The 21,674-nt window shown below is 73.1% G+C and carries 14 protein-coding genes; 4 read left to right on the forward strand and 10 right to left on the reverse strand.

Translation table 11 applies throughout. From position 1 onward, the window contains the following. The 6 genes from BW996_RS06165 to BW996_RS06190 form a co-directional block, all read right to left on the reverse strand. Nucleotides 1-6,407 (reverse strand): putative Ig domain-containing protein (locus BW996_RS06165; protein ID WP_083701032.1); only part of this gene is annotated, 6,407 nt, incomplete at its 3' end. A gap of 18 nt (nucleotides 6,408-6,425) precedes the next feature. Further along, on the reverse strand, nucleotides 6,426-7,283 hold the full coding sequence (locus BW996_RS06170; protein ID WP_051632315.1) for an efflux RND transporter periplasmic adaptor subunit: 858 nt from the start codon (nucleotides 7,281-7,283) through the stop codon (nucleotides 6,426-6,428). A gap of 43 nt (nucleotides 7,284-7,326) precedes the next feature. After that, nucleotides 7,327-9,279 carry a preprotein translocase subunit SecA gene (locus tag BW996_RS06175; protein ID WP_051632316.1) on the reverse strand — a complete coding sequence of 651 codons (1,953 nt, stop codon included), beginning with the start codon at nucleotides 9,277-9,279 and terminating at the stop codon, nucleotides 7,327-7,329. A gap of 4 nt (nucleotides 9,280-9,283) precedes the next feature. Continuing rightward, entirely contained in the window at nucleotides 9,284-11,455 is a 2,172-nt protein-coding gene (locus BW996_RS06180) for an efflux RND transporter periplasmic adaptor subunit (RefSeq protein WP_037485886.1), read from the reverse strand. Nucleotides 11,456-11,469: 14 nt separating this feature from the next. After that, nucleotides 11,470-12,906 (reverse strand): GAF domain-containing protein, encoded by a 1,437-nt coding sequence (locus tag BW996_RS06185; RefSeq protein WP_037485888.1) that lies wholly within the window; start codon nucleotides 12,904-12,906, stop codon nucleotides 11,470-11,472. A 73-nt stretch (nucleotides 12,907-12,979) separates the two neighbouring features. After that, a complete protein-coding gene (locus tag BW996_RS06190) occupies nucleotides 12,980-13,762 on the reverse strand; it encodes an HAD family hydrolase (protein WP_241462059.1) in 783 nt (260 codons plus the stop codon). Between the two features lie 41 nt (nucleotides 13,763-13,803). Here BW996_RS06190 and hemH point away from each other — a divergent pair, with 41 nt between their 5' ends. Then, nucleotides 13,804-14,901, forward strand: coding sequence for a ferrochelatase (gene hemH, locus BW996_RS06195; protein WP_037485890.1), 1,098 nt, complete (start codon nucleotides 13,804-13,806; stop codon nucleotides 14,899-14,901). Between the two features lie 99 nt (nucleotides 14,902-15,000). Continuing rightward, nucleotides 15,001-15,399 carry a hypothetical protein gene (locus BW996_RS06200; RefSeq protein WP_037485893.1) on the forward strand — a complete coding sequence of 133 codons (399 nt, stop codon included), beginning with the start codon at nucleotides 15,001-15,003 and terminating at the stop codon, nucleotides 15,397-15,399. A gap of 6 nt (nucleotides 15,400-15,405) precedes the next feature. Here the strand turns inward: BW996_RS06200 and BW996_RS06205 are convergent, their stop codons facing one another. From BW996_RS06205 to BW996_RS06220, 4 genes are all read right to left on the reverse strand, one after another. Further along, nucleotides 15,406-16,149, reverse strand: coding sequence for a PIN domain-containing protein (locus tag BW996_RS06205; RefSeq protein ID WP_076458773.1), 744 nt, complete (start codon nucleotides 16,147-16,149; stop codon nucleotides 15,406-15,408). Nucleotides 16,150-16,278: 129 nt separating this feature from the next. Next, nucleotides 16,279-17,775: a tripartite tricarboxylate transporter permease gene (locus BW996_RS06210; protein ID WP_037485547.1), complete on the reverse strand. Its 1,497-nt coding sequence runs from the start codon at nucleotides 17,773-17,775 to the stop codon at nucleotides 16,279-16,281. A 1-nt stretch (nucleotide 17,776) separates the two neighbouring features. Next, nucleotides 17,777-18,331 (reverse strand): tripartite tricarboxylate transporter TctB family protein, encoded by a 555-nt coding sequence (locus BW996_RS06215; protein ID WP_037485544.1) that lies wholly within the window; start codon nucleotides 18,329-18,331, stop codon nucleotides 17,777-17,779. Beyond that, on the reverse strand, nucleotides 18,331-19,293 hold the full coding sequence (locus tag BW996_RS06220) for a tripartite tricarboxylate transporter substrate binding protein (RefSeq protein WP_037485543.1): 963 nt from the start codon (nucleotides 19,291-19,293) through the stop codon (nucleotides 18,331-18,333). Before BW996_RS06220 ends, BW996_RS06215 begins: the two co-directional genes overlap by 1 nt. A gap of 151 nt (nucleotides 19,294-19,444) precedes the next feature. Between BW996_RS06220 and BW996_RS06225 the strand changes: the two genes are divergently transcribed. Both BW996_RS06225 and BW996_RS06230 read left to right on the forward strand, forming a co-directional pair. Then, on the forward strand, nucleotides 19,445-20,134 hold the full coding sequence (locus BW996_RS06225; protein WP_037485540.1) for a response regulator transcription factor: 690 nt from the start codon (nucleotides 19,445-19,447) through the stop codon (nucleotides 20,132-20,134). Then, nucleotides 20,131-21,651 (forward strand): sensor histidine kinase, encoded by a 1,521-nt coding sequence (locus BW996_RS06230; RefSeq protein WP_081838291.1) that lies wholly within the window; start codon nucleotides 20,131-20,133, stop codon nucleotides 21,649-21,651. Before BW996_RS06225 ends, BW996_RS06230 begins: the two co-directional genes overlap by 4 nt. Nucleotides 21,652-21,674: the final 23 nt, after the last annotated feature.

Genomic DNA, 21,674 nt, shown 5'->3' on the forward strand with positions numbered 1-21,674 from the left:
CAGCTCGGCAGCGTGCTGGTCGTGTAGCTCAGCGAGTCACCCACGTCGACATCCGCGAAGGTGCCCGCCGGCAGCTGGAAGCTGAACGGCTGATCCTCGGCCGCGCTCTGGTCGGCGATCGGAGACGCGACCGTCGGCGCGTCGTTGACGTTGGCGACCGTCAGCACAAACGAGTCGCTGACCGAAGCATTGCTGCCATCCTTGGCCGTCACCGTGATCGTCACCGCGCCGACGTCGGCGTTGGCCGGCGTCCCGCTGAAGGTGCGCGTCGTCGCGTCGAACGTCAGCCAGCTCGGCAGCGTACTGGTCGTGTAGCTCAGCGAGTCGCCCGCATCGACATCCGCAAAGGTGCCCGCCGGGAGCTGGAAGCTGAACGGCTGATCCTCGGTCGCGCTCTGGTCGGCGATCGGCGTGGCGACCGTCGGCGCATCGTTGACGTTGGCGATCGTCAGCACGAAGGAATCGCTGACCGAAGCGTTGCTGCCATCCTGCGCCGTCACCGTGATCGTCAGCGCTCCGACGTCGGCATTGGCCGGCGTGCCGCCGAAGGTGCGCGTGCCCGCGTCGAACGTCAGCCAGCTCGGCAGCGTGCTGGTCGTGTAGCTCAGCGAGTCACCCACGTCGACATCCGCGAAGGTGCCCGCCGGCAGCTGGAAGCTGAACGGCTGATCTTCCGTCGCGCTCTGGTCGGCGATCGGAGACGCGACCGTCGGCGCGTCGTTGACGGCCGAGATCTGGACCGACCGGGTGGCAGCGGCGCTGGACAGGCCGGTGGTGTCGGTCACCGTGAAGCTGAGCGTGCGGCTGGCGCCGCTCGGGCTGTCGCTGCTGTTGGCGTAGCTGACCGAGCGCAGCAGCGTGCGGTAGTCAGCCAGAGCCGCAGTGCCGCTGAAGCTGAGCGTGCCGGTGGCGGCATTCCAGCTGCCGCTGATGCCCGTCACCGCGGTCCAGCTCAACACATCCTGCGCCGCCACATGGCCGGCGCTGATGACGACGCTGGCGCCACTGAGCTGGGTGCTGTCGACGTCCGAGAGCGTCAGCGCCGGGTCGACCGCCACCGGCGCGGCGTTCTCGACATGGCTGGCGCCACCAGCGCTGGTGCCGAGCACCGGAGCCTGGGGCACGGTGTAGGCGACCGTCAGATAGGGCCTCAGCATCGCATCGGCCGATTCGGAGGACGCGAAGGCCCAGGTGTCGGCGGCGTCAGACACGATCGCCCAGCCGAAGTTGGGCGCGCCATCCACCCAGGCCTGGACCGCAGCGGCCAGGCCGGAAATGTTGATCCAGCCGGACAGGCCGGCATCGATGGTGATGCCGCTGGCCTCGGCATCGCTGCCGTCGGCCTGGAGGCCGTTGACCAGCGAAGCGTGGGTGGAGCTTTCGCTCCAGTCGATCCGCATCCGGTGGAGCACCACGGTGTCGGCGGCATCGCGTTCGGTCACGTACAGAGACAGCGTCGCCGAGGTGATGGTGGCGCCGACGGGAATCTGGCCCGCACCGGCGCCGATGATCTGGTCGAAGCGGATCAGCGCGGTCTGGCGCGGCGAACCGTCGTCGGCGCGCACGGTGGTGGAGGTGCCGAACGCGCTGCCGGGCGCGCTGTCGTCGATGTAGGTGTCCTTCGTGCCGGCATAGCCGGCGCTGCCGTCACGGAAGCGCAGCGCGCCGACCTCCACGATGACGCTGCCGGTGGCGGTCAGCGTGCCACCGGAGCCGCTGCCGCCGAGATCGCTGACCGAGAAGCCGATCGTCGCGCTGCCCTGATAGGCCGCCGACGGCGCAAAGCGCAGCCCGTCGAGCGCGGCGTTGATCGCGGCTGCGCTGCCGCTGAAGGTCATCGAGGCGTCGGCGCTGCCATCGCCGGCCGAGAAGCTCAGGCCGGTCGTGCCCGACAGCGTCAGCAGACCGTGGCCATCGCTGGTCAGCGTGAGCTGCAGCAGCGCCGCATCGACATCGGCCACCTGCGGCGCACGGCCCGAGGCGGTGTCGAGCACCAGCGGGGTGTCGACCAGGGTCGACTGACGGCCCGGCAGGGTGAGCGTCGGCGCGTCGTTGACCGCGGTGATCGCCACCGTGACGCTGCCGGCGCCGGCCAGCGCACCGCCGCTGCCCTGCGCGCCGGTGTTGCCGTCGGCCAGCGTCCAGGCCAGCGTCACGCTGGCCGGCGGCGTGTCGGAGCTGTTCCAGTAGACGATGTGGCGCGCGAGCCGGTCGACGCGGTCCTGCGTGGCCTGCGCGCCGAAGCTGATCTGCATCTGGCCGCCGGTGAAGGTGTAGGTGCCGACCTGCACGCCGTCGACGAAGACCGCCGGACCGCTGACGGTCACCACCAGCCCGTCGAAGGCGAGCTGGTCCTGGGCCTGCGCGCCGCCCTGACGCGCCAGCGTCAGCGTTGCACCGGCGTAGCTGCCGGCCTGGGCCAGATCGGCATCGTTCAGGCGCACGTCGGCATCGAGCACGACCGCGGCGCTGCCCTCGGTCCAGGCCACCGTGCCGCCCAGCGTCGCCGCCGCGCTGCCGACGCCCGGATCGAGCGAGCCGTCGGTCAGCAGCCCCAGCAGCAGCGGATCACGCTGCGCACCATCGGACGACCAGCCCGCAACCACCAGCCGGCCGTCCGGGCGCAGCGCCAGCGCACCGGCGCCGGCACTCGCGCCAATCGCCTGCTGGACGATGCCGCCCTGGCCGAAGCCGGTGTCGAGCGAGCCGTCGGCCAGATGGCGCACCAGCGCGATCCGGCCCGAGCCGTCGTAGCCGGCCAGCACGACGCGGCCGCTGGCATCGCGCACCATCGCCTGCACGAGGTCCGCGCCGCCCAGATCGGTCGTCACCCGGCCGTCGCCGGAAAAGCCGGTGTCGACGCTGCCGTTGGCCAGGTAGCGCAGCAGCGTGAAGTCAATGTCGCTGCCCGCCTGGGTCGAATAGCCGCCGGCGAGGATGCGGCCGTCGTCCTGCACCACCAGCGCGCGGATCATGTCGAAGCCGCCAGCGACATCGGTGCGCACGATGCCGCCGCTGCCGAAGCTGGCATCCAGCGTGCCGTCGTCGTTCCAGCGCACCAGGGCATGATCGTTGCCGGCCGAGCCGCCGAGCAGGATGCGGCCATCGGACTGGATCGCCAGCGCGCCGACCAGGTCGGCGGCGCTGCCGGCATCGACCCAGGCATAGCCGTTGCCGCCGCCGAAGGAGGTGTCGAGCACGCCGTCGGCCGTCACCCGCGCGACCGCGGTCGTGCCGCTGAGCGTGCCGCCCAGCACGATGCGTCCCTGCGCGTCGATCGCCACCGCGCTGGCCTCGCAGAACTGGCTGACATCGCCCCACAGCGCAGTGCCGTCACCGGAGAAACGGGTGTCGAGGCTGCCGTCGGCCAGGTAGCGCTGCACCAGCGCGTACTGCACGCCGCCAACCGAGGCCTGCCCGGCCAGAACAATCGCGCCGTCAGCCTGCACCGCCATCGCCCAGACCTCGGCGGTGGTGGCGCCGAAGCTCGCGGCCGTGACCGTGACCCGGCCACCGCTGCCAAAGGTGGTGTCGAGCGTGCCGTCGGCCCGGTAGCGCATCAGCAGCACGTCCTGGCCGCCGCCGGCGCCGGGCTGGTAGCCCGCCACGAGAATGCGGCCGTCATCCTGGATCTGCATCGTGCGGATCCAGTCGTCGCTGCCGCTGACCGGGGTGATGAGCTGGCCGCTGGCAGCGACGAAGCCCGGCGCGGTGTTGGCGCGTGCGGCGACCGTGACCGGCACGGCCGCCTCCGAGGTGCTGCCGCTCGACACCCGGGTCGCCGTCGCGGTGACCGTCGCGCCGGCCACTAGGCTGGCCTCGAGCAGCGCGTCGATGCTGGCGCGGCCGCTGGCATCGGACGTGACCGTGGTCTGTCCGAGGTAGACCCGCGCATCGCCCTGCCCGCTCGCATCGGCGAAGAACTCGATCCGATACAGCGCCGAGGCCGCGCTGTCGAGCTGGCCGATCACCCGCAGCGTGCCAGTGCCCAGCGTCGCGCTGCTCAGCAGCGGGTGGTTCTGCAGGTCGTTGGCGCCGCTGTCAGCGTCGAGCGAATCGTTGCCGTCGAGTCCGTCCGCGCCGAGGTTGATGTCCTGGCCGACATTCGAATGCAGCGTGTTGCGGCTGATCAGATTGCCGCTGCCGGCGCTGGACAGCAGCTCGATGCCGGCGGTGTAGACCCCGCCCTGGCCGCTGAAGGCCACCGTGTTCTCGACGATCGAGGTCTGCGCTGCACCGCTCTCCAGCAGGATGCCGTTCTGCTGCGCGCCCCAGTTGGCGCTGCCGGCCAGATCGGTGCCGACGCGGTTGCCGCGGATCGTCGTGCCGGTCGAGTCGCCGTCGATCTCGATGCCGACCAGGCCGGCGCCGATGATCCAGTTGCCCTCGCCCGGCGCAGCGCCGCCGATGCGGCTGCTGTCGGCGCCCGCCCGGACGAAGATGCCGTCGCCGCCGTTGCCCAGCACCGCGGTGCCGGCCGCGTTGCTGCCGATCCAGTTGCCCAGCACCGCATTGCCGTCGCTGGCCTCGTCGGTGATGCGCACGCCGTCGCGACCATTGCCGCTGATGACATTGCGCAGGCTGGCGCTCGCGCCGCCGATCGTGTTGCCGCTGGCGCCGTCCTCCAGGCGAATGCCGTCGAGGGTGTTGCCGATCGCGCTGCTGCCGTTGGCCGACAAGCCGACCCAGTTACCCAGGATCTGGTTGTCATCGGCCGCTGGCCCCCACAGCACGATGCCGTCACCGTTGCCCGAGACGATGTTGCCGGCACCACTGCCCGCACCGCCAATGATGTTGCCGGCTGACTGCACCAGGATGCCGTACAGATTGGCCACGGCCACCGAACCATTCGTACCGAGGCCGATCCAGTTGCCCTCGATCCAGTTGGCCGTGCTGCCACCGCCGACATAGACCCCCACGCTCGTGTTGCCCGAGATGATGTTGCGGTCGGCCGTGCTGCTGCCGCCGATCCGGTTGCCGCTGGTGTTCCAGAGGTTGACGCCCTGCTGGTTGCCAGCGGCATTGCCGAACAGGTCCAGCCCGATCCGGTTGCCGGCGATCACATGGTTGCCGCTGCCGGAAATGTCGATGCCGTCCTGCGAGAAGTTCTGCAGCGCCAGGCCACGAAGGATGCTGCCGTCGGAGCCGGTGTAGAGCTGCAGCCCGTCCGCGCCTGCGCCGAGCAAGCGGCCGTCGATCGCCACCGTCGGCACGCCGCCGGACGAACCGTCGATCGTGATCCTGTCGGTGATCGGCGGCAGCATCGCGTTCAGCAGGATCGTGGCCGGCACCCCGCCGTTGGCGAAGGTGATGGTGTCGGCCCCCGGGCTGGCATTGGCCGAGTCGATCGCGGCGCGCAGCGTGAAGAACGAGAAGAAGTTGTCGCTGAAATCAGTGACGACATAGCTGGCCAGGCGCCCTTCCCAGCGCATCAGCGCCTCGTGCACGGGCGCGGCCAGCGTCGACTCGACGACGCCGCGTGTGGCCTCCAGGTCCCAGTCGGCGCCGGCGGCGCTGCCACCGGTGGCGTCGGTGCTGGCCGCCACGTCGGCGCCGGTCAGCGCCTGCAGCGCCTCGAGCAGCGCCTCGCCCTGCGAGCCCGCGCCGGTGTCGCAGCCGTAGAGCAGCAGGTCGCCGTTCTCGGCCAGGGCCTGGCCCCAGGTGCGCAGCGCCGCCTCATGCCGCGCCAGCGTGCCCGCGTCGATCGCGTCGCCGCCGAAGGAGAACTGCCCGGCCGTGCCGTGGCCGACCAGATGCAGTGCCGCCAGCCCGCCGTGTTCAGCCTGTGCAGCCAGCAGCTCGCCGATCTGGCTCAGGCCGTCGCGCGACGGATCGGTCACGATGACCTCGAGCGTGCGGGTCGCGTCCTCGTCCTGCCACCACAGCGTGGCCAGCGCGCCGGCGCCCTCGATGCGGCCGTCGATGATGACCAGCTCGCGCCGCACGGCCAGCATCCAGTCCTCGGCCGGGCCGGTCTCGACCGGGGCCTCGGCGGTGGCAACCGACTGCAGCGGCGACGATGCGACCTCCAGCACGCTGCGGCCCAGCCAGGCCCGCCCGTCGGCATCGGTCCAGGCAGCGATCAGCGCGGTCGGCTCGCCATCGTCGGTGGCCGCGGCGCGCAGCGCGGCGCCGTCCTCGTCGGGCTCGACCCAGCGCAGCTGCAGCGGCCGCGACGGATCGGCCGCCTGCGCCTCGGCCAGCAGGCGATCCCAGTCCTCGGCGCGGCGATCGACCAGCAGCCAGCGCGCGCCGCTGTCGGCCTGCGAGGAGGCCGCGGTCGACGCCGACGCGACCTGGCGCACATCGGCCACCGGCAGCCCGCCCAGCAGCAGCGCCGCGTCGGCCGAGTACAGCAGACGCGGCTCGAGCTCCTCGAGGCCGGGACGCAGACCGCTGGGCAGCATGGAACGGACAGACCCGGCTCAGCGCAGCACCGCAGGCCGCAGGTCGCGCGTCGGCGTGGCGCCGGAGGTGCCGGACGCCGCCTTCGCATCGCCCCAGTCCGCGACGCAGCGCACGCCGGCGGGAATCGCATGCTCCGGATTGGGCAGCGTCAGCCGGGCGCGGAAGGTGCGGCTGGCCGCGTCGACCACCCGGTCGACGCGCTCGACGGTGGCGCTGCGCGTCGGCGCGCCAGGATAGTCGGGCTTGAGCGTGAGCGTGTCGCCCGCCTTCAGCCGGCCCATGTCGGCCAGCGGCAGCACCAGCTCGACCCGCAGCGGATCGAGCCGGGCGATGCGCAGGATCGGCTTGTCGTCGACCCGCTCGCCCGGATTCAGGAAGCGCTCGGTGACGATGCCGTCGAGCGTGGCGGCCAGCTCGCGCTGCGCGAACTGGGTGCGCGCGGCCTCGGCGTCGCTGGCGGCGGCGCGCTGCTGCTCGCGCACCGCGTCGACGCGGCGCTGCGCCACCTCGGCCTCGGAGCGCGCCTGCTCCAGCGCGACCTCGGAGATGAAGTTCTGCCGGCGCAGATCCTCGGCACGCGCGAGCTTGCTCAGGGCCAGGTCGGCGGCGGCGCGGGCCGCGCGCAGCTCGGCCTGGACCTGCGAGCGCGCGGTGGCCGCGCCCAGGTTGGCGCGCTCGACATCGCGGCGCAGCGTCGCCACCACCATGCCGCGGCGCACCGCGTCGCCACGCTCGACCTCGACGCTGGCGATCACGCCGACCACCGGCGAGCCGATGTCGACCACCTGCGAGGGCTCGATCAGGCAGGCCAGCGGCGCGGCCGCCGCCAGACCGGATGCGCCCGCCAGGGCGGCGGCCAGGAACAGCGCCGTCATCGATGACAGCTCGGGTAGATCAGGTGCACTCAGGTTCATCGCCTCATTCCTCGGGCCCGCTCCAGGCCATGCGCTCGGCCTGACGGCGGTCCTGTCGCTGCAGCGCGTGGCGGGCCCGGATGCCCTCGAGCTCGTCCAGCCACTGGGCCAGCCGCCACAGCCGCTCGGTCAGGCACGAGCCGGCCGGCCTGCCGACGAGGGTAATCGCCAGCCAGCGCGGCAAGCGCCGGAACAGCACGCCTTCAGCGCAGCTCAACAGGGTTTCTGCCGATCCCGGATCGCCCTGGCGGGCGCAGCGCCCGACCAGCTGACGCCAGGCGCGCCGGCCGAAGTCGTCGGCGCAGGCCAGCACATGCAGGCCGCCCTGCCGGTGGACTTCCGGGTCGAGCGCGATGTCGGTGCCGCGCCCGGCGATCTGGGTGGCCACCGTGATGCGCCCGGGCCGCCCGGCCCGCGCGATGACCTCATGCTCGAGCGCGCCCTGCAGCGCATGCAGCACCAGCGGCCGCAGCCCGCGCTCGCGCAGCAGCGCCGCGATCCGCTCCGATTCGGCCACCGAACCGGTGCCGATCAGCACCGCGCGTCCGTCCTGCGCCAGCGCCTGCGCCCGCTCGCAGGCAGCCTGCCAGCGCGTGGGCGCATCGGCGAACACCCGGATGCCGCCGAGCTGCAGCCGCGAGGGCCGGTGGCGCGGCAGCCTCAGCACCGGCGTGCCGAAGGCCAGCGCCAGATCCAGCCCGACCTCGGCCAGCGTGCCGCTGAGGCCGCCCAGCAGGTGATAGCGCGAGAAAAGCCGCCGGTAGGTGAGCTGCGCCAGCGTCTGCTGCGCATCGGGCAGCGCCAGACCCTCCTTGAGCGCCAGCAGCGCGTGCAGGCCGCGCGACCAGCGCCGCTCCGGCGCGGCCCGCCCGGTCAGCGCATCGACCAGCACCACCGCGCCGTCCTGCACCACATAGTCGCGGTCGCGCTGCAGCCGGTGCTGCGCGGTCAGCGCCCGCAGCAGGCCGTCCTCATGCCAGCGGCTGTCCGACCAGGGCCGCGGCAGACAGGCCGCCAGCGCCGGCAGCGCCTGCCGGCCGGCCGGGGTCAAGCTCACCGCCGTGGCTTCGACGACAAATTCGATGCCCTCCTGCCAGCCTCCGGCCTGCGCCAGCAGCTGGCGCAGCACCGGCTCGGGCAGAGCCTGCGGCGCGGCCGCGGCCAGCACCAGCGGCACGCGGGCCTCGTCGCAGAGCACGCTGTCGACCTCGTCGATCAGCGCCAGGCACAGGCCGCGCAGGCGCGGCGCCGTGCCGCTGCGCTGCACGCGCGCCTGCCAGGCCAGGCTGCCATCGGGCCGGCCGAAGTCGACCCGGTCGCGCAGATGGTCGAAGGCCAGCTCGCGCGCGGGCGCATGCACGACATCGCAGGCATAGGCGATGCGGCGCCCGGCCTCGTCGGTGCCGCTGCCGATCCAGCCCGAGCTCAGCCCGAGCGCCTGGTAGAGCGGTGCGAGCCGGCGGGCGTCGCGCTCGGCCAGATAGTCGTTGGCGGTCAGCACATGGACCGGCACGCCGGCCAGCGCCGCGCTGGCCGCGGCCAGGAAGGTGGCCACCGTCTTGCCCTCGCCGGTGGCCATCTCGACCAGGCTGCCCTGCAGCATCGCCCAGGCCGCGAGCATCTGCGGCGGATGCGGCATGAAGCCCAGCTCGCGCCGCACCAGCAGACCGAGCCGGTGCAGCACCTCGGCCATCAGCGCCGCCTCGAAGCCCTCACCGCGCAGGCGGGCGCGCCACGACGGCGCGGCCAGATCCTCGACAGTGGCCGGACTGTCGGCCAGCGCCTGCAGCCGGCGCAGGAACCGCGGCCGCTCGCGCTGCAGGCGCAGCCGCGTGCGCAGCGCCTGCCAGGGCGGCGGCGGCTCGCTGCGCAGCGGATACGGCCCCCAGACCGGACCCGGCCGGACCCGGGGCGGACCGCCGCCGCCGGCGACGACGACGGGCGATGCGCGCCTCATGCGCTCAACCGCCGGCCGGCACGTCGACCGCCTCGCCGAAACGGCCCAGCACCAGGCGCTGCAGCGCCTCCAGCAAACGGCCGCCCAGCGGTCGCGGGCCATGGTCGAAGCGCACCTTCAGCCGGCCGCCGAGCCGGTCGGCCGCCAGCGCCGGCACCTCCACATCGATCACTGCCACCGGCGCGAGGGTGCGCAGCCCCTCCGGATCGGCCGGATCGACCTCGATGACACCGCCGCCGCCGCTGCCCAGCGCCCGCACCGGCAGCCGCAGCGCGGTCTGCGGCAGCACCCCGTCCCAACGACCGGCCTGCGGCCGCGCGGGCGCCTCCAGCGCCAGCACCTCGACCGCCTGCACGCCGCGCATCAGGTCGGCCACCCGGTCACCCGGCACCGCGACCCGGGCGATCAGCCGGTCGCCGGCCAGCACATGACCCAGCACCTCACCACGGCTGACGATGCGCCCGGCCACCAGCCGCTCCGGCGCGATCCAGCGCAGCTGCCCGGCGCGGCGGCTGGCCCCGTCGAGCTGCGCCAGCCGCCGGGACAGCTCGTCCTCCTGCCGCAGCAGCGCCTGTGCCCGGGCCTCGGCACGCGCAGCGCCGGCCGGATGGCGGATCTGCTGCTGCAGCGCCTCGATCTCGAGCGCGATGCGCTGCGCCTGCACCTCGGCCCGCTCGACGTGCAAGGCCGGGCTGTGCAGGCGCAGCAGCGGCGCGCCGACCTCGACCCGCTGCCGGTCGGCCGCCTGCACCGCGACGATCTCGCCGTCGGCGGGCGCGCGCACCAGCGCCTCCTCCGGCATCCAGGCCACCGCCTCGGCCACGGTCGCGTGGGGCAGCGGCAGCCACAGCAGGGCCGCCAGCAGCGTCGCGCCCGGCACCAGCACCCGCAGCATCGTCCGCAGGCGGTGCCCGCCCAGCTCGGGCGCGCCGGCCAGCCAGCGCATCAGCTGCAGCAGCGGCCGCAGCAGCAGCGTCCAGCCCGAGAGCGCCGCCACCAGCAGCGCCAGCATGGCCGACACTTGCGCCAGCCACAGCACCACCGACACCGCCACGCCCACGCCGAACAGCCAGGCCAGCGGCGCATGCAGCGCCAGCGCCAGGCGCTGCGCGCGGCCCGGCCGTGCCCGCGACGGACGCGGCTGGCGCAGCAGCGCGCTGCGCAGCGCCTCCAGCCAGACCGAGCGGCTGCGCGAGGCCAGATTGGGCAGATCGAGCAGATCGGCCAGCACGTGGTAGCCGTCCATGCGCACCAGCGGATTGGCATTGGCCAGCAAGGTCGATCCAGCCCCCACCAGCGCCAGGGTCAGCGCCAGATCACGCACCGGCCCGGGCTGGAGCACCGACCAGGCCAGCACGCCGCATGCCGCCAGCACCAGCTCGATCGCGATGCCGGCCAGCGCGACCGCCGCGCGCTCGCGCCGCCGCGCCAGGCCGCTGGCCGCCGAGGCATCCACATACGGCGCCGGCAGCAGATAGATCACCGCGATGCCGACATGGCGCACCTCGGCACCGAAATGCCGCACCGCCATCGCATGACCCAGCTCGTGCAACGCCTTCATCAGCGGATAGACCGTCCAGACGCTGGCAAGGAAGACCGGGCTGGCCAGGCGCTGGCGCACGTCGGCCAGCAGCGCCGGGCCCTCCAGCAGCGCCTGGGCCGCGCCCAGCAGCACGAGCAGCAGCGAGGCCAGCAGCAGCAGCGGATGCGCCAGCAGCCGGCCGAGCGGATCCAGCCGCACCAGCCAGCGCCCCGGATCGCCCAGCGGCAGCCGCCAGGACAGCGGGTTGATGCGGGCCTGGCGCTGGCGCCGCTCCTGGCGTTCCTGCCCGCGCAGCAGACCGGCCAGATCAGGCAAGCGATCGCACTGCAGCAGGCCCGCGGCATCGAGCCGCGACAGCCATTCGACGATCTCGTGCTGGGTCGGCGGCTGGCGACCGTTCTCGCCCAGCCACTGCCACAGCTCGCCGATGCTGCGGCGGCCGTCGAAGCGGCCGACCAAGGCCCAGGCCGCCTCGTCGAGCAGGTGGTGGCGGCCGGTGAGCGTGTCGGCCAGCAGATGGCGCGCCGCCTCGCCCTCGCCACGGTGGCGCACCCGCACCGTCGGCCGCAGCCGCGGCACCAAGTCGGCGACCCGGTGCCACAGCGGGCTGTCGATCATCACGGGGGCCTGCATCGCCGCACGCCGCCTCAGCCCAGCAGCGTCCACCAGCCGATGCGCAGGCTGTCGGGCAGACGACCCAGCAGCGCCTGCAGCAGCAGCTGCCGCCCGGCACCGATCCGGGCCACGCCCTCGAAGCCGGGGCGCAGGCCCGGTGCCGCGCCGCTCAGCGCCGCCTCGACCTCGAAGCCGTTGCGCCCCTCGCGGGTCACCGCCACCGGCGTGACCCGGGTCACCGTCAGCGCCAGCGCCTGGCCGGGCCGCGCCGCCACCCGCAGCATGCCGGACGAGCCGACCCGCACCCGGCCGACATCGCGCTCGTCGACCCACAGCACCAGCCGGAAGCCTTCGGCCGGCGCCACCGTCATCAGCACCTCGCCGCGGCGCACCGGCGCGCCCACCGAGCGGCTCAGGTCGCCGTCGACCACCAGACCGTCCATCGGCGCCAGCACCCGGCTGCGCTCCTGATCCTCGCGGGCCTGCTCCAGGCGGGCTCGAGCCTCGTCGACCCGGGCCATCTGCACCACCAGCTGGGCCTGGTCATGGCGGGCCAGCGCCTCGCTGACGGCGGTCTCGGCCTGGCTCAGGCTGGCCTCGGCGGCGCGCTGGGCCTGCCGGACCGCCTCGGCGTCGAGGTCGAGCAGCGGCTGGCCCTCGGCGACGCGCACGCCCGGGCGCGCATGGACCACCGCGATGAAGCCGTCGCGCGGCGCCACCAGCTGGCGCTCGTGCAGCCCGCGCACCTGCGCCGGCGCGACCACCTCGCGCTCGACCGGCAGCAGCGCCAGCGCGCTCAGCAGCGCCAGCGCGCCGATGGCCAGATGCGGGCGCAGCGGACGCAGCCAGGCCGGACCGTCCGGCAGCGCGTCCAGCGCCAGCCGCCGTCGCCCGGCCAGATGCAGCCGCAGCATCGGCGCCAGGAACTGCGCCGCCTGCTCCAGCCGGAGAATCTCCTCGGTGCGGAAAGGGGCGCCCAGGTCGCGCTGCAGCGTCAGCGCGCCGATCACCCGCCCGTCGAGCGCCAGCGGCACGCTGCAGACCGCACAGGCCCCCAGCACCCGGCCAAGCTGCACATGCGCCAGCCCGGGGTGCAGCGGCAGCGCCCGGCGCGAGGGATGGGTCAGCGTGCAGGCGCTGGCCGCGGCCTCCATCATCGCCGCGTGAAGATCACGCACCAGCTCGCCGGCATCGGCCGGACGCACCAGATCGGAGACCGCCAGCACCTCGATGTCCGATCGGCTGCGCCGACGCAGGCCCAGCGCGACCCGGTCGCAGCGCAGGCTGGTGGCCAGATGCAGCACCAGCGCCCGCAGCGGGTCGGTGCCGCGCGGCGCCTGCAGAAAGGCCGCCAGCGTCTCCATCAGCCAGCCGGCGGCCGGGATCGTCATCACCGGCACGGCAGAGCCGTCCTCGGCGCGGGACTCGCGGGACAGGCCCTGGGGACGGATCGGATGGGGAGCGTTCACCGTCCGGTATTGAAGCGCTCCGGCAGCGCCACGGTACCGCGATGAAAGCGGAAAAATCCGCTCAGACGCCTGCTCAGACGCCCAGCAGATCGGCCAGTCGGGCCAGATCCGGCACCGTCAGATGGTGCAGATGATCGAGGCCGTCCTGCGGCTGGCCGCTGGCCGGACCCGGCCGGTGCGCGGCATCGCTGCGGCGCACCCAGGCGCTGTGCAGCCCCGCCTGGCGCGCACCCACCACATCCAGCGCCCAATCGTCGCCCACATGCAGCACCTCGGCCGGCGACACCGCCAGCGCGGCGCAGGCCGCGGCGAAGATGCGCGCATCGGGCTTGGCCACGCCGCAATCGCGCGCACTGATCACGCCACGCAGATGCGGCGTCAGCCCGGTGGCCTCCAGCCCGGCATTGCCATTGGTCAGGCCGAAGAGCACGAAGCGCCGGCCCAGCCGCTCCAGCGCCTCGGCCACATCCTCGTACCAGGTCACCTGCTGGCGCGCGGCGAAGAAGACATCGAAGGCCGGATCGGCCAGACCGACGTCGTCGCCCGAGGCGGCGAGCGCCTCGCGCAGCGTGATGCGGCGCAGCGCGGTCAGGTCATGCGCCAGATCGGGCCGGCGCTGCGCCACCTGGTTGCGCAGCGCCACCATGCGCTCGACGCCGAAGGCCGCCGCGGTGGCCGGCGCCTGCGCGCGCAGCCAGTCGTGCAGCATCTGCTCGGCGCGCACCAGGGTCGGTCCGACCGGCCAGAGCGTGTCGTCGAGATCGAGCGTGAGCACCCGGATCGGGCCGGCGGCGCCTGGGGGCAGGGAGGAGAAGGCTGGACAGTCGATCGACATCATGAACGGGGAAGACGGCACGGCCCCGCAGTGTCGCCGAGTGGGCGAGAATCCGCCCCGCCATGCGATATGCCCCCGAACCCGAATACCGTCACGGCCGTGCCACCCGCACCGGCGTGCTGCTCGTCAACCTCGGCACGCCGGATGCGCCGACCGCGCCGGCGGTGCGCCGCTACCTGGCGCAGTTCCTGTCCGACCCGCGGGTGGTCGAGATCCCGGCGGCGCTGTGGAAGCCGATCCTGCACGGCATCATCCTGCGGGTCAGGCCGGCGAAGTCGGCCGCCAAGTACGCCAGCATCTGGACGCCCGAGGGCTCGCCGCTGGCGCTCTGGACCCGTCGCCAGGCCGAGGAACTGCAGCGTCTGGCCGATGCCGCCGGCGAGGCGCTGACGGTGCGCCATGCGATGCGCTACGGCCAGCCCTCGATCGCCACCGGACTCGACGCGCTGAAGGCCGAGGGCTGCGAGCGCATCCTGGTGGTGCCGATGTATCCGCAGTATTCCGGCACCACCACCGCCAGCGTGATGGACGACGTGCACCGCTGGCAGCTGGTGCAGCGCACGCTGCCCGAGATCCGCTGGGTGCGCCAGCACCATGACGAGCCGGCCTACATCGACGCGCTGGCCGCACGGGTGCGCGACCACTGGGCGCGCGAGGGCCGCGGCGACCACCTGCTGCTGAGCTTTCACGGGGTCCCGGAGCGCACGCTGCACCTGGGCGATCCCTACCACTGCCATTGCTACAAGACCCAGCGCCTGCTGGCCGAGCGCCTGGGCCTGACGGCAGACCAGATCTCGCTGAGCTTCCAGAGCCGCTTCGGCAAGGCGAAGTGGCTCGAGCCCTACACCGAGCCGACGCTGCAGGCGCTGGCCAAGAAGGGCGTCAAGCACCTGCAGGTCTTCTGCCCCGGCTTCGCCGCCGACTGCCTGGAAACGCTCGAGGAGATCGCCATCGAGGGCTCGCATGTGTTCCTGCAGGCCGGCGGCCAGCGCTTCGAGCACATTCCCTGCCTGAACGACCATCCGGCCTGGATCGCCGCGCTGCAGGCGATCGTGCGGCGCCACAGCGCCGGCTGGCCGCTGCAGCCCGCGGAGCTGCCCCGGCCCGCCGAGCGCGAGGCCCAGCGGCTGCAGGCCCTGGCGCTCGGCGCGAAGCAGTAGCGCGACCCCGCCGCAAAGCCGCCAGCCGCAGCATCGGCCGCCCCGCGATCACGGGGCGTTCAGCCCTCGGGAAGAAACCTCTTCTTACAATCGCGGCCCATGCGCCGCCCCACCCTGCTGCCCTCGCTCGCCTCGGCCCGCCGGATCGCCCCGGTGGGCCTGACGTTGCTGCTGACGCTGCCACTGACCGCCTGCCTGGAGCGGGAGGTCGAGCTGGCCCGGGCACCGGCCTCGATGCCGGCGCCGACCCCGACGCCGCTGAGCACCGCGCTGGAAGCGGACGCAGCACGGCCGACCGGCTCCTTCGCGCGCATCATCACCCTGGAAGGCCTGCCGCCCGAGGCGCTGCGGCCGCGGGCCAGCGATGGCGATGTGGCCGGCACCACGCACCGCCCGCTGGCGGCTGCGGCCGGCGGCGGGTGCAGCTGCGGCCTGCGCCACGCCCAGGCCGGCAGCGTCGGCCGCTGGCATCTGATCAGCGAAGAACAGCTGCCCTGAGCCGGCTCAGGTGCCCGGCGCCTGATCCGGCAAGGCTGGCGGTGCCGGTGCAGCCGGCGGGGCCAGCAGCCAGGCCGGCAGCACCGGCACCGCCGGGCGCTGCGGCGCGGGCTCCGGCTCGGCGGCCGCCTCGCCGCCGGCACGGCCCTCATCGAAGATCGAATCCAGCACTTGCGCGATGTCGCGGAAGACCGACAGGTCCATGCCGGGCGCGCGCATCAGCGCGGGCGACGGCGCGACCGGTGCGGCCGCGGCGGTCGGCGCCGGCTCGTCCTCCAGCGGCAGGGCCAGCTGGCGCAGCGCGCAGCCGGCGACCAGCTCGCGCACCGACTGCAGCGCCACGCCGGCCTGCTGCGCCAGCGCCCGCCCCTCGGTCTGCGTGCTCAGCAGCACCGCGCCGCGCAGCCGCGCCAGCACCACCAGCTGGCGCCTGTCCAGGCGGGCCGCCTTCAGGGCCACCGCCAGCGCGGCGCCCTCGCCGGCCAGCCGTGCCTGCTCGCGTGCGGCCCGCTCGTCGAAGGGCAGCACCTCGACCACCCGGTGCGCATGCAGCGTGCGCCAGGCCCCCTCGCCGGCGCGGCCGGTGTCGGCCAGCACCTCGGCCAGCACGGTGGCCGGCACCAGCAGCGTGCCACGCTGCTGGTCGATCTGGTCCAGCCAGGCCGAGCGGCTGGCCACCGGACGGTGCTCGGCATCGTCATGCTGGCCCAGCAGCCAGGTCAGGGCATCGGCGTCGGTGAGATAGCGCATCGGGATCATCGGTCGGAGCAGGCATGAATGCAGCAGGCCCGCACGGCAAGATGTCGTGCGGGCCTGCAAGGGCGTCATGGTAACGCCCTGCAAGGATCCGGAGGAAGCCCCGAAGCGGTCGCGCTGGAATCAGCCCTGGCGGCGCAGCATCTTCACCAGGCGCGGCAGCACCAGCACCGAGACGATCACCGCCAGCAGCGTGGCCGACATCGGCCGCTCGACCAGCACGCTCCAGTTCCCCTCGCCGATCGACAGCGCGTTGCGCAGCTGGGCTTCGGCCAGCGGGCCCAGGATCATGCCGACCACCACCGGCGCGGTCGGGAAGCCGAAGCGGCGCATGACCACGCCCAGCAGGCCGACCGCGAACATCAGGAACAGGTCGAAGGCGCTCTGGCGCATGCCGTAGACACCGACGGTGGCGAAGATCAGGATGCCGGCGTAGAGCGGCGGCTTCGGAATGCGCAGCAGCCGCACCCACAGCCCGACCATCGGCAGGTTCAGGATCAGCAGCATCACGTTGCCGATGTACAGCGACGCGATCAGCGCCCAGACCAGCGCGGCATTGGTGTCGAAGAGCTGCGGCCCCGGATTGATGCCGTAGTTCTGGAACGCGCCCAGCAGGATCGCGGTGGTGTTGGAGGTCGGGATGCCCAGCGTCAGCAGCGGGATCAGCGTCGCGGTGATCGCGGCGTTGTTGGCGGCCTCCGGGCCGGCCACGCCTTCGACCGCACCGGTGGTGCCGAACTCGTGCTTGTGCTTGGAAAGCTTCTTCTCGGTGGCGTAGCTCAGGAAGGTCGGGATCTCGCTGCCGCCGGCCGGAATCGTGCCGAACGGGAAGCCGATGAAGGTCGCGCGCAGCCACGCCGGCCAGGAGCGGCGCCACTCGTCGCGCGTCATGTGGACCCGGCTCATGTGGTTGTAGCTCTCGACCTCGCGGCCCTGGTAGAGCACCGCGTAGAGCGTCTCGGCCACCGCGAACAGACCCACCGCGACCAGCACCACCTCCAGGCCATCCATCAGCTCGGGCACGCCACCGGTGTAGCGCGCCTGGGCCGAGATCTGGTCGATGCCGACCAGGCCCATCGCCAGGCCCACGCCCAGCGCGGTCAGGCCGCGCAGCGTGCTCTGGCCCAGCACCGCGCTGACGGTGCAGAAGGCCAGCAGCATCAGCATGAAGTATTCGGGCGGGCCGAGCTTGACCGCATGCTCGGCCACCAGCGGCGCGAACATCGTCACCAGCACGGTGGCGATGGTGCCGGCCACGAAGGAGCCGATCGCCGCAGTGGCCAGCGCCGCACCGGCGCGGCCGCTCTTGGCCATCTTGTTGCCCTCGAGCGCGGTCACCATCGAGCCGGCCTCGCCGGGGGTGTTGAGCAGGATCGAGGTGGTCGAGCCGCCGTACATCGCGCCGTAGTAGATGCCGGCGAAGAAGATCATCGAGGCGGTCGGATCGACCTTCAGCGTGATCGGCAGCAGCATCGCCACCGCGGTGGCCGGGCCGATGCCGGGCAGCACGCCCACCGCCGTGCCCAGCGTGCAGCCCACCAGGGCCCACAGCAGGTTGACCGGCGTGCCGGCCGTCATGAAACCGTTCAGCAGCTGCTGCCAGAGATCGAGGTTGCCCATGTCAGATCCATCCCGTCTGGGTCAGGCCGGGAAGGCTGATCGCCAGGCCCTTGGTGAACATCCAGAAGACCGGCGCGGAAATCGCCAGTCCGACCAGCGCGTCGGTGATCCAGCCGCGGGCGCCGCCACTGGCGCTGCCCTGCGAGCGCCGGAAGCCCTGCACCGCCAGCAAGTAGCACAGCGCGCAGCTCAGGATGAAGCCGATCGTGGTGATCAGCGAGGCATTGAGCAGGATGCCGGCAGCGACCCAGACGAAGCTGCGCCAGTCGCCCTGCTCGGCGCCGTCGACCTCGTCCAGGTCGCGAAATCCTCCGGTCAGCGCCTCGCGCAGCATGAACACGCCGCACAGCCCGAGCAGCACGCTCACCACCCAGGGCAGGAAGTTCGGCCCGACGCCGGCATAGCCGGCATCGGCGGAGATCGACGTCGCCCCCCAGGCCAGCCATGCGGCCACGGCGAGCGTGCCCAGGCCGACGAGGACCTGCGGCAGCGGAGAGACAGCCGGCACGGCGCCGGCCGAGGGCGCGGGCACCGGCCCGGAGGACGTCGCGCTCATCAGACCATCCCTGCCTTGACCATCGTGGCGCGCAGCGAGGCGAACTCGCGCTCGACGAACTCGTCGAAGGCGGGGCCGGCCAGCCAGGCGTCGGTCCAGCCGTTGCGCTCCATCGCCTCGGCCCAGGCCTTGGACTTGACGGCCTTCTGCATCATCGCGGTCAGTGCCTTGCGCTGGTCGGGCGTGATGCCGGGGGCAGCGTAGACGCCGCGCCAGTTGCCGATCTCGACATCGAAGCCCTGCTCCTTCATCGTCGGGATGTTCGGGGCGTTCTTCAGCCGGGTGGCCGAGGTCACGCCGATCGGGCGCATCTTGCCGGACTCGATGTACTGCTGGAACTCGCTGTAGCCGCTGCCGCCGACCGAGACGTTGCCGCCCAGGATGGCCGCGGTGGCCTCGCCGCCGCCCCGGAAGGGCACGTAGTTGATCTTGGCCGCATCGGCGCCAACGACACGCGCCAGCATCGCCGCGGCGATGTGCTCGGTCGAGCCGCGCGAGCCGCCACCCCACTTGACGCTGCCCATGTCCTTCTTCATCGCCTCGACCACGTCCTTCATCGACTTGAAGGGCGAGTCCGCCGGCACGACGAAGACGTTGTATTCGCTGGTCAGGCGCGCGATCGGCGTGGCCTGGGTCAGCGAGACCGGCGGCTTGCCGGTGATGATGCCGCCGATCATCACGGCGCCCATCACCATCAGCGCGTTCGGGTCGCCCTTGCTGGCGTTGACGAACTGCGCCAGGCCGATGGCGCCGGCTGCGCCGCCCTTGTTGTCGAACTGCACCGAGGCGGCCGCGCCAGCGTCCTGCAGCGCCTTGCCCAGCGCGCGGCCGGTGGTGTCCCAGCCGCCGCCCGGGTTGGCGGGAATCATCATCTTGAGGTTGGCATTGGCCAGCGCGGGCAGCGGCAGCGCGCCAGCGGCGGCCAGCGCGGCCAGCGACTTCAGGAAGGTGTCTCGACGCATGGGACCAGTCTCCAGGAGGGTGTTCGATGGGAGGAGGGACAGCGCCGATGCTCCTGTCGGCGGCTGTCAAACGGCTGTCCACGACCCTAGGGGAAACGCCAAGCACCGCGGCGGCTGCGCGCCCGCGCCGATGGCGCTAGGCTTCGCGCCCATGAAACTGCTGCTGGTGGAAGACAACCCGACGATCCAGACGACCCTGCGCCGCGCCTTCGAGCGCCGCGGCATGCAGGTCGTCGGCTGCGAGGATGGCGCACGCGCGCTCGACCGCTGGGAGGCCTCGATGCCCGACGTGGTGCTGCTCGACCTGAGCCTGCCGGGCCTGGACGGGCTGGAGGTGCTCTCTCGTGCGCGCGCCGCCGGGCTGCGCACGCCGGTGATGATCCTGACCGCGCGCGGCACGGTCGGCGACCGCATCCTCGGCCTGAACACCGGCGCCGACGACTATCTGGCCAAGCCCTTCGACCTCGACGAGCTGGAGGCGCGCATCCGCGCGCTGGCGCGCCGCGCGGCGCCGGCCCTGCCGGGAGCCAGCACGCAGGCGCCCACCTTCTGCGGCCTGCGCATCGACGCCGAGAGCGGCGCGGTCTGCCATGACGACCGACCGATGGACCTGACCGCACGCGAGCTGGCCCTGCTGCGCGCCCTGCTGGCCCGCCCCGGCCAGGCTGTGGCCAAGGAGCGGCTGTTCGAGCTGGTCTTTCCCGGCGAGCGCGAGGTGCAGACCGAGGCGATCGAGGTGGTGGTCTACCGGCTGCGCAAGAAGCTGGCGCAGACCGGCGTGCAGCTGGTGACGCTGCGCGGCCTGGGCTATCTGCTCAAGGCCGCGCCGGCGCCGGCATGAGCACCGCCGCTCCGGGACCGCTGGCGCGGCTGCACCAGCGTCTGGCCCACCGCATCGCGCACCTGTCGCTGCGCGCCGAGCTGCTGACGGGCATCCTGCTGCCGGTCACGGTGCTGGTGGTGATCCATACGGTCAGCCTCTATCACGAGGCCAGCGAGGCCGCCGGCATCGCCTACGACCGCACGCTGCTGGCCTCGGCCAAGGCCATCGGCGAGCGGCTGGAGGTGCGCGCCGGCGCCGGCGGGGCGCAGGTCGCGGCCGACGTGCCCTACTCGGCGCTGGAGGCCTTCGAGGCGGACAACCGCAGCCGCATGTTCTTCCTCGTCAGTGGCTTCGACGGCGAGATGGTCAGCGGCTTCGAGGACCTGCCGCGCTGGGACGGCCGCATCCCGCAGCGCAGCGTCTATGCCGCGCTGGTCGACTTCCAGGATGCCGAGTACCGCGGCATGCCGGTGCGCATGGCGGTGCTGCTGCAGCCGGTGGCGGGCCAGGCAGGCCAGGGCATGGCCACCATCCAGGTGGCCGAGACGCTGGAGCTGCGCCACACGCTGGCGCGGCAGATCCTGATCGGCACGCTGTGGCGCCAGGCGGCGCTGGTGGCGGTGATCGCGCTGGTGGTGGTCTGGGTGGTGCAGCACGCCACCCGACCGGTGCGCCGGCTCAGCGAGGAAATCGCCCGCCGCGCCGAGGACGACCTGACCCCGCTGGCCACCGAGGAAGCCCCGCGCGAGCTGCGCCCGCTGGTGGAGGCCACCAACGCGATGATGGACCGCAGCGCGCGGCTGCTCGAGCACCAGAAGCGCTTCGTGCGCGACGCGGCGCACCAGCTGCGCACGCCGCTGGCGGTGCTGAAGGTGCAGGTGCAGTCGGCCCGGCGCGGCGACACCGACAGCGCCACCGCGCTGGCCGAGATCGAGCACACCGTCGACCGCGCCACCGGCCTGGCCAACCAGATGCTCGCGCTGGCCAAGGTCGAGCAGCTGCGCCAGCAGGGCCAGCCGCCGCTGGCCGACTGGGAGGCGCTGGTGCGCGATGTCGCGCTGGACCTGGCCGCGCTGGCCGCCGAGCGCGACCTGGACTTCTCGGTCGAGACGGTGCCGGCCACGGTGCGCGGCCATGAGTGGGCGCTGCGCGAGCTGGCGCGCAACCTGCTGCACAACGCGATCAAGTGCTCGGCGCCGGGCGGCATGCTGGCGGTGACGATGCACCGCGACGGCCACCACGCCGCGCTGACGATCGCCGACAGCGGCCCCGGCATCGCCGAGCCGCTGCGCGAGCGCCTGTTCCGGCCCTTCGCCGCCGGCCCCGAGCGCGGCGACCTGAGCGGCGGCTCCGGCCTGGGCCTGGCGATCTGCCGCGACATCGTCGACTCGCTCGGCGGCACGCTGGTGCTGGACAACCGCATCCGGCGCTCGCGCATCACCGGGCTGGACGCCACGGTGCGCCTGCCGCTGGCACGGGTCACCGCCCTGTCCGACGCGGCCGAGCCCGGCGCGGTGCATCATTCGCTGTCCTGAGCCCGAGGCCCTGAGCAACCTTC

Origin of the sequence: Sphaerotilus natans (assembly GCF_900156335.1) — a bacterium.
Lineage (GTDB): Bacteria > Pseudomonadota > Gammaproteobacteria > Burkholderiales > Burkholderiaceae_C > Sphaerotilus > Sphaerotilus natans.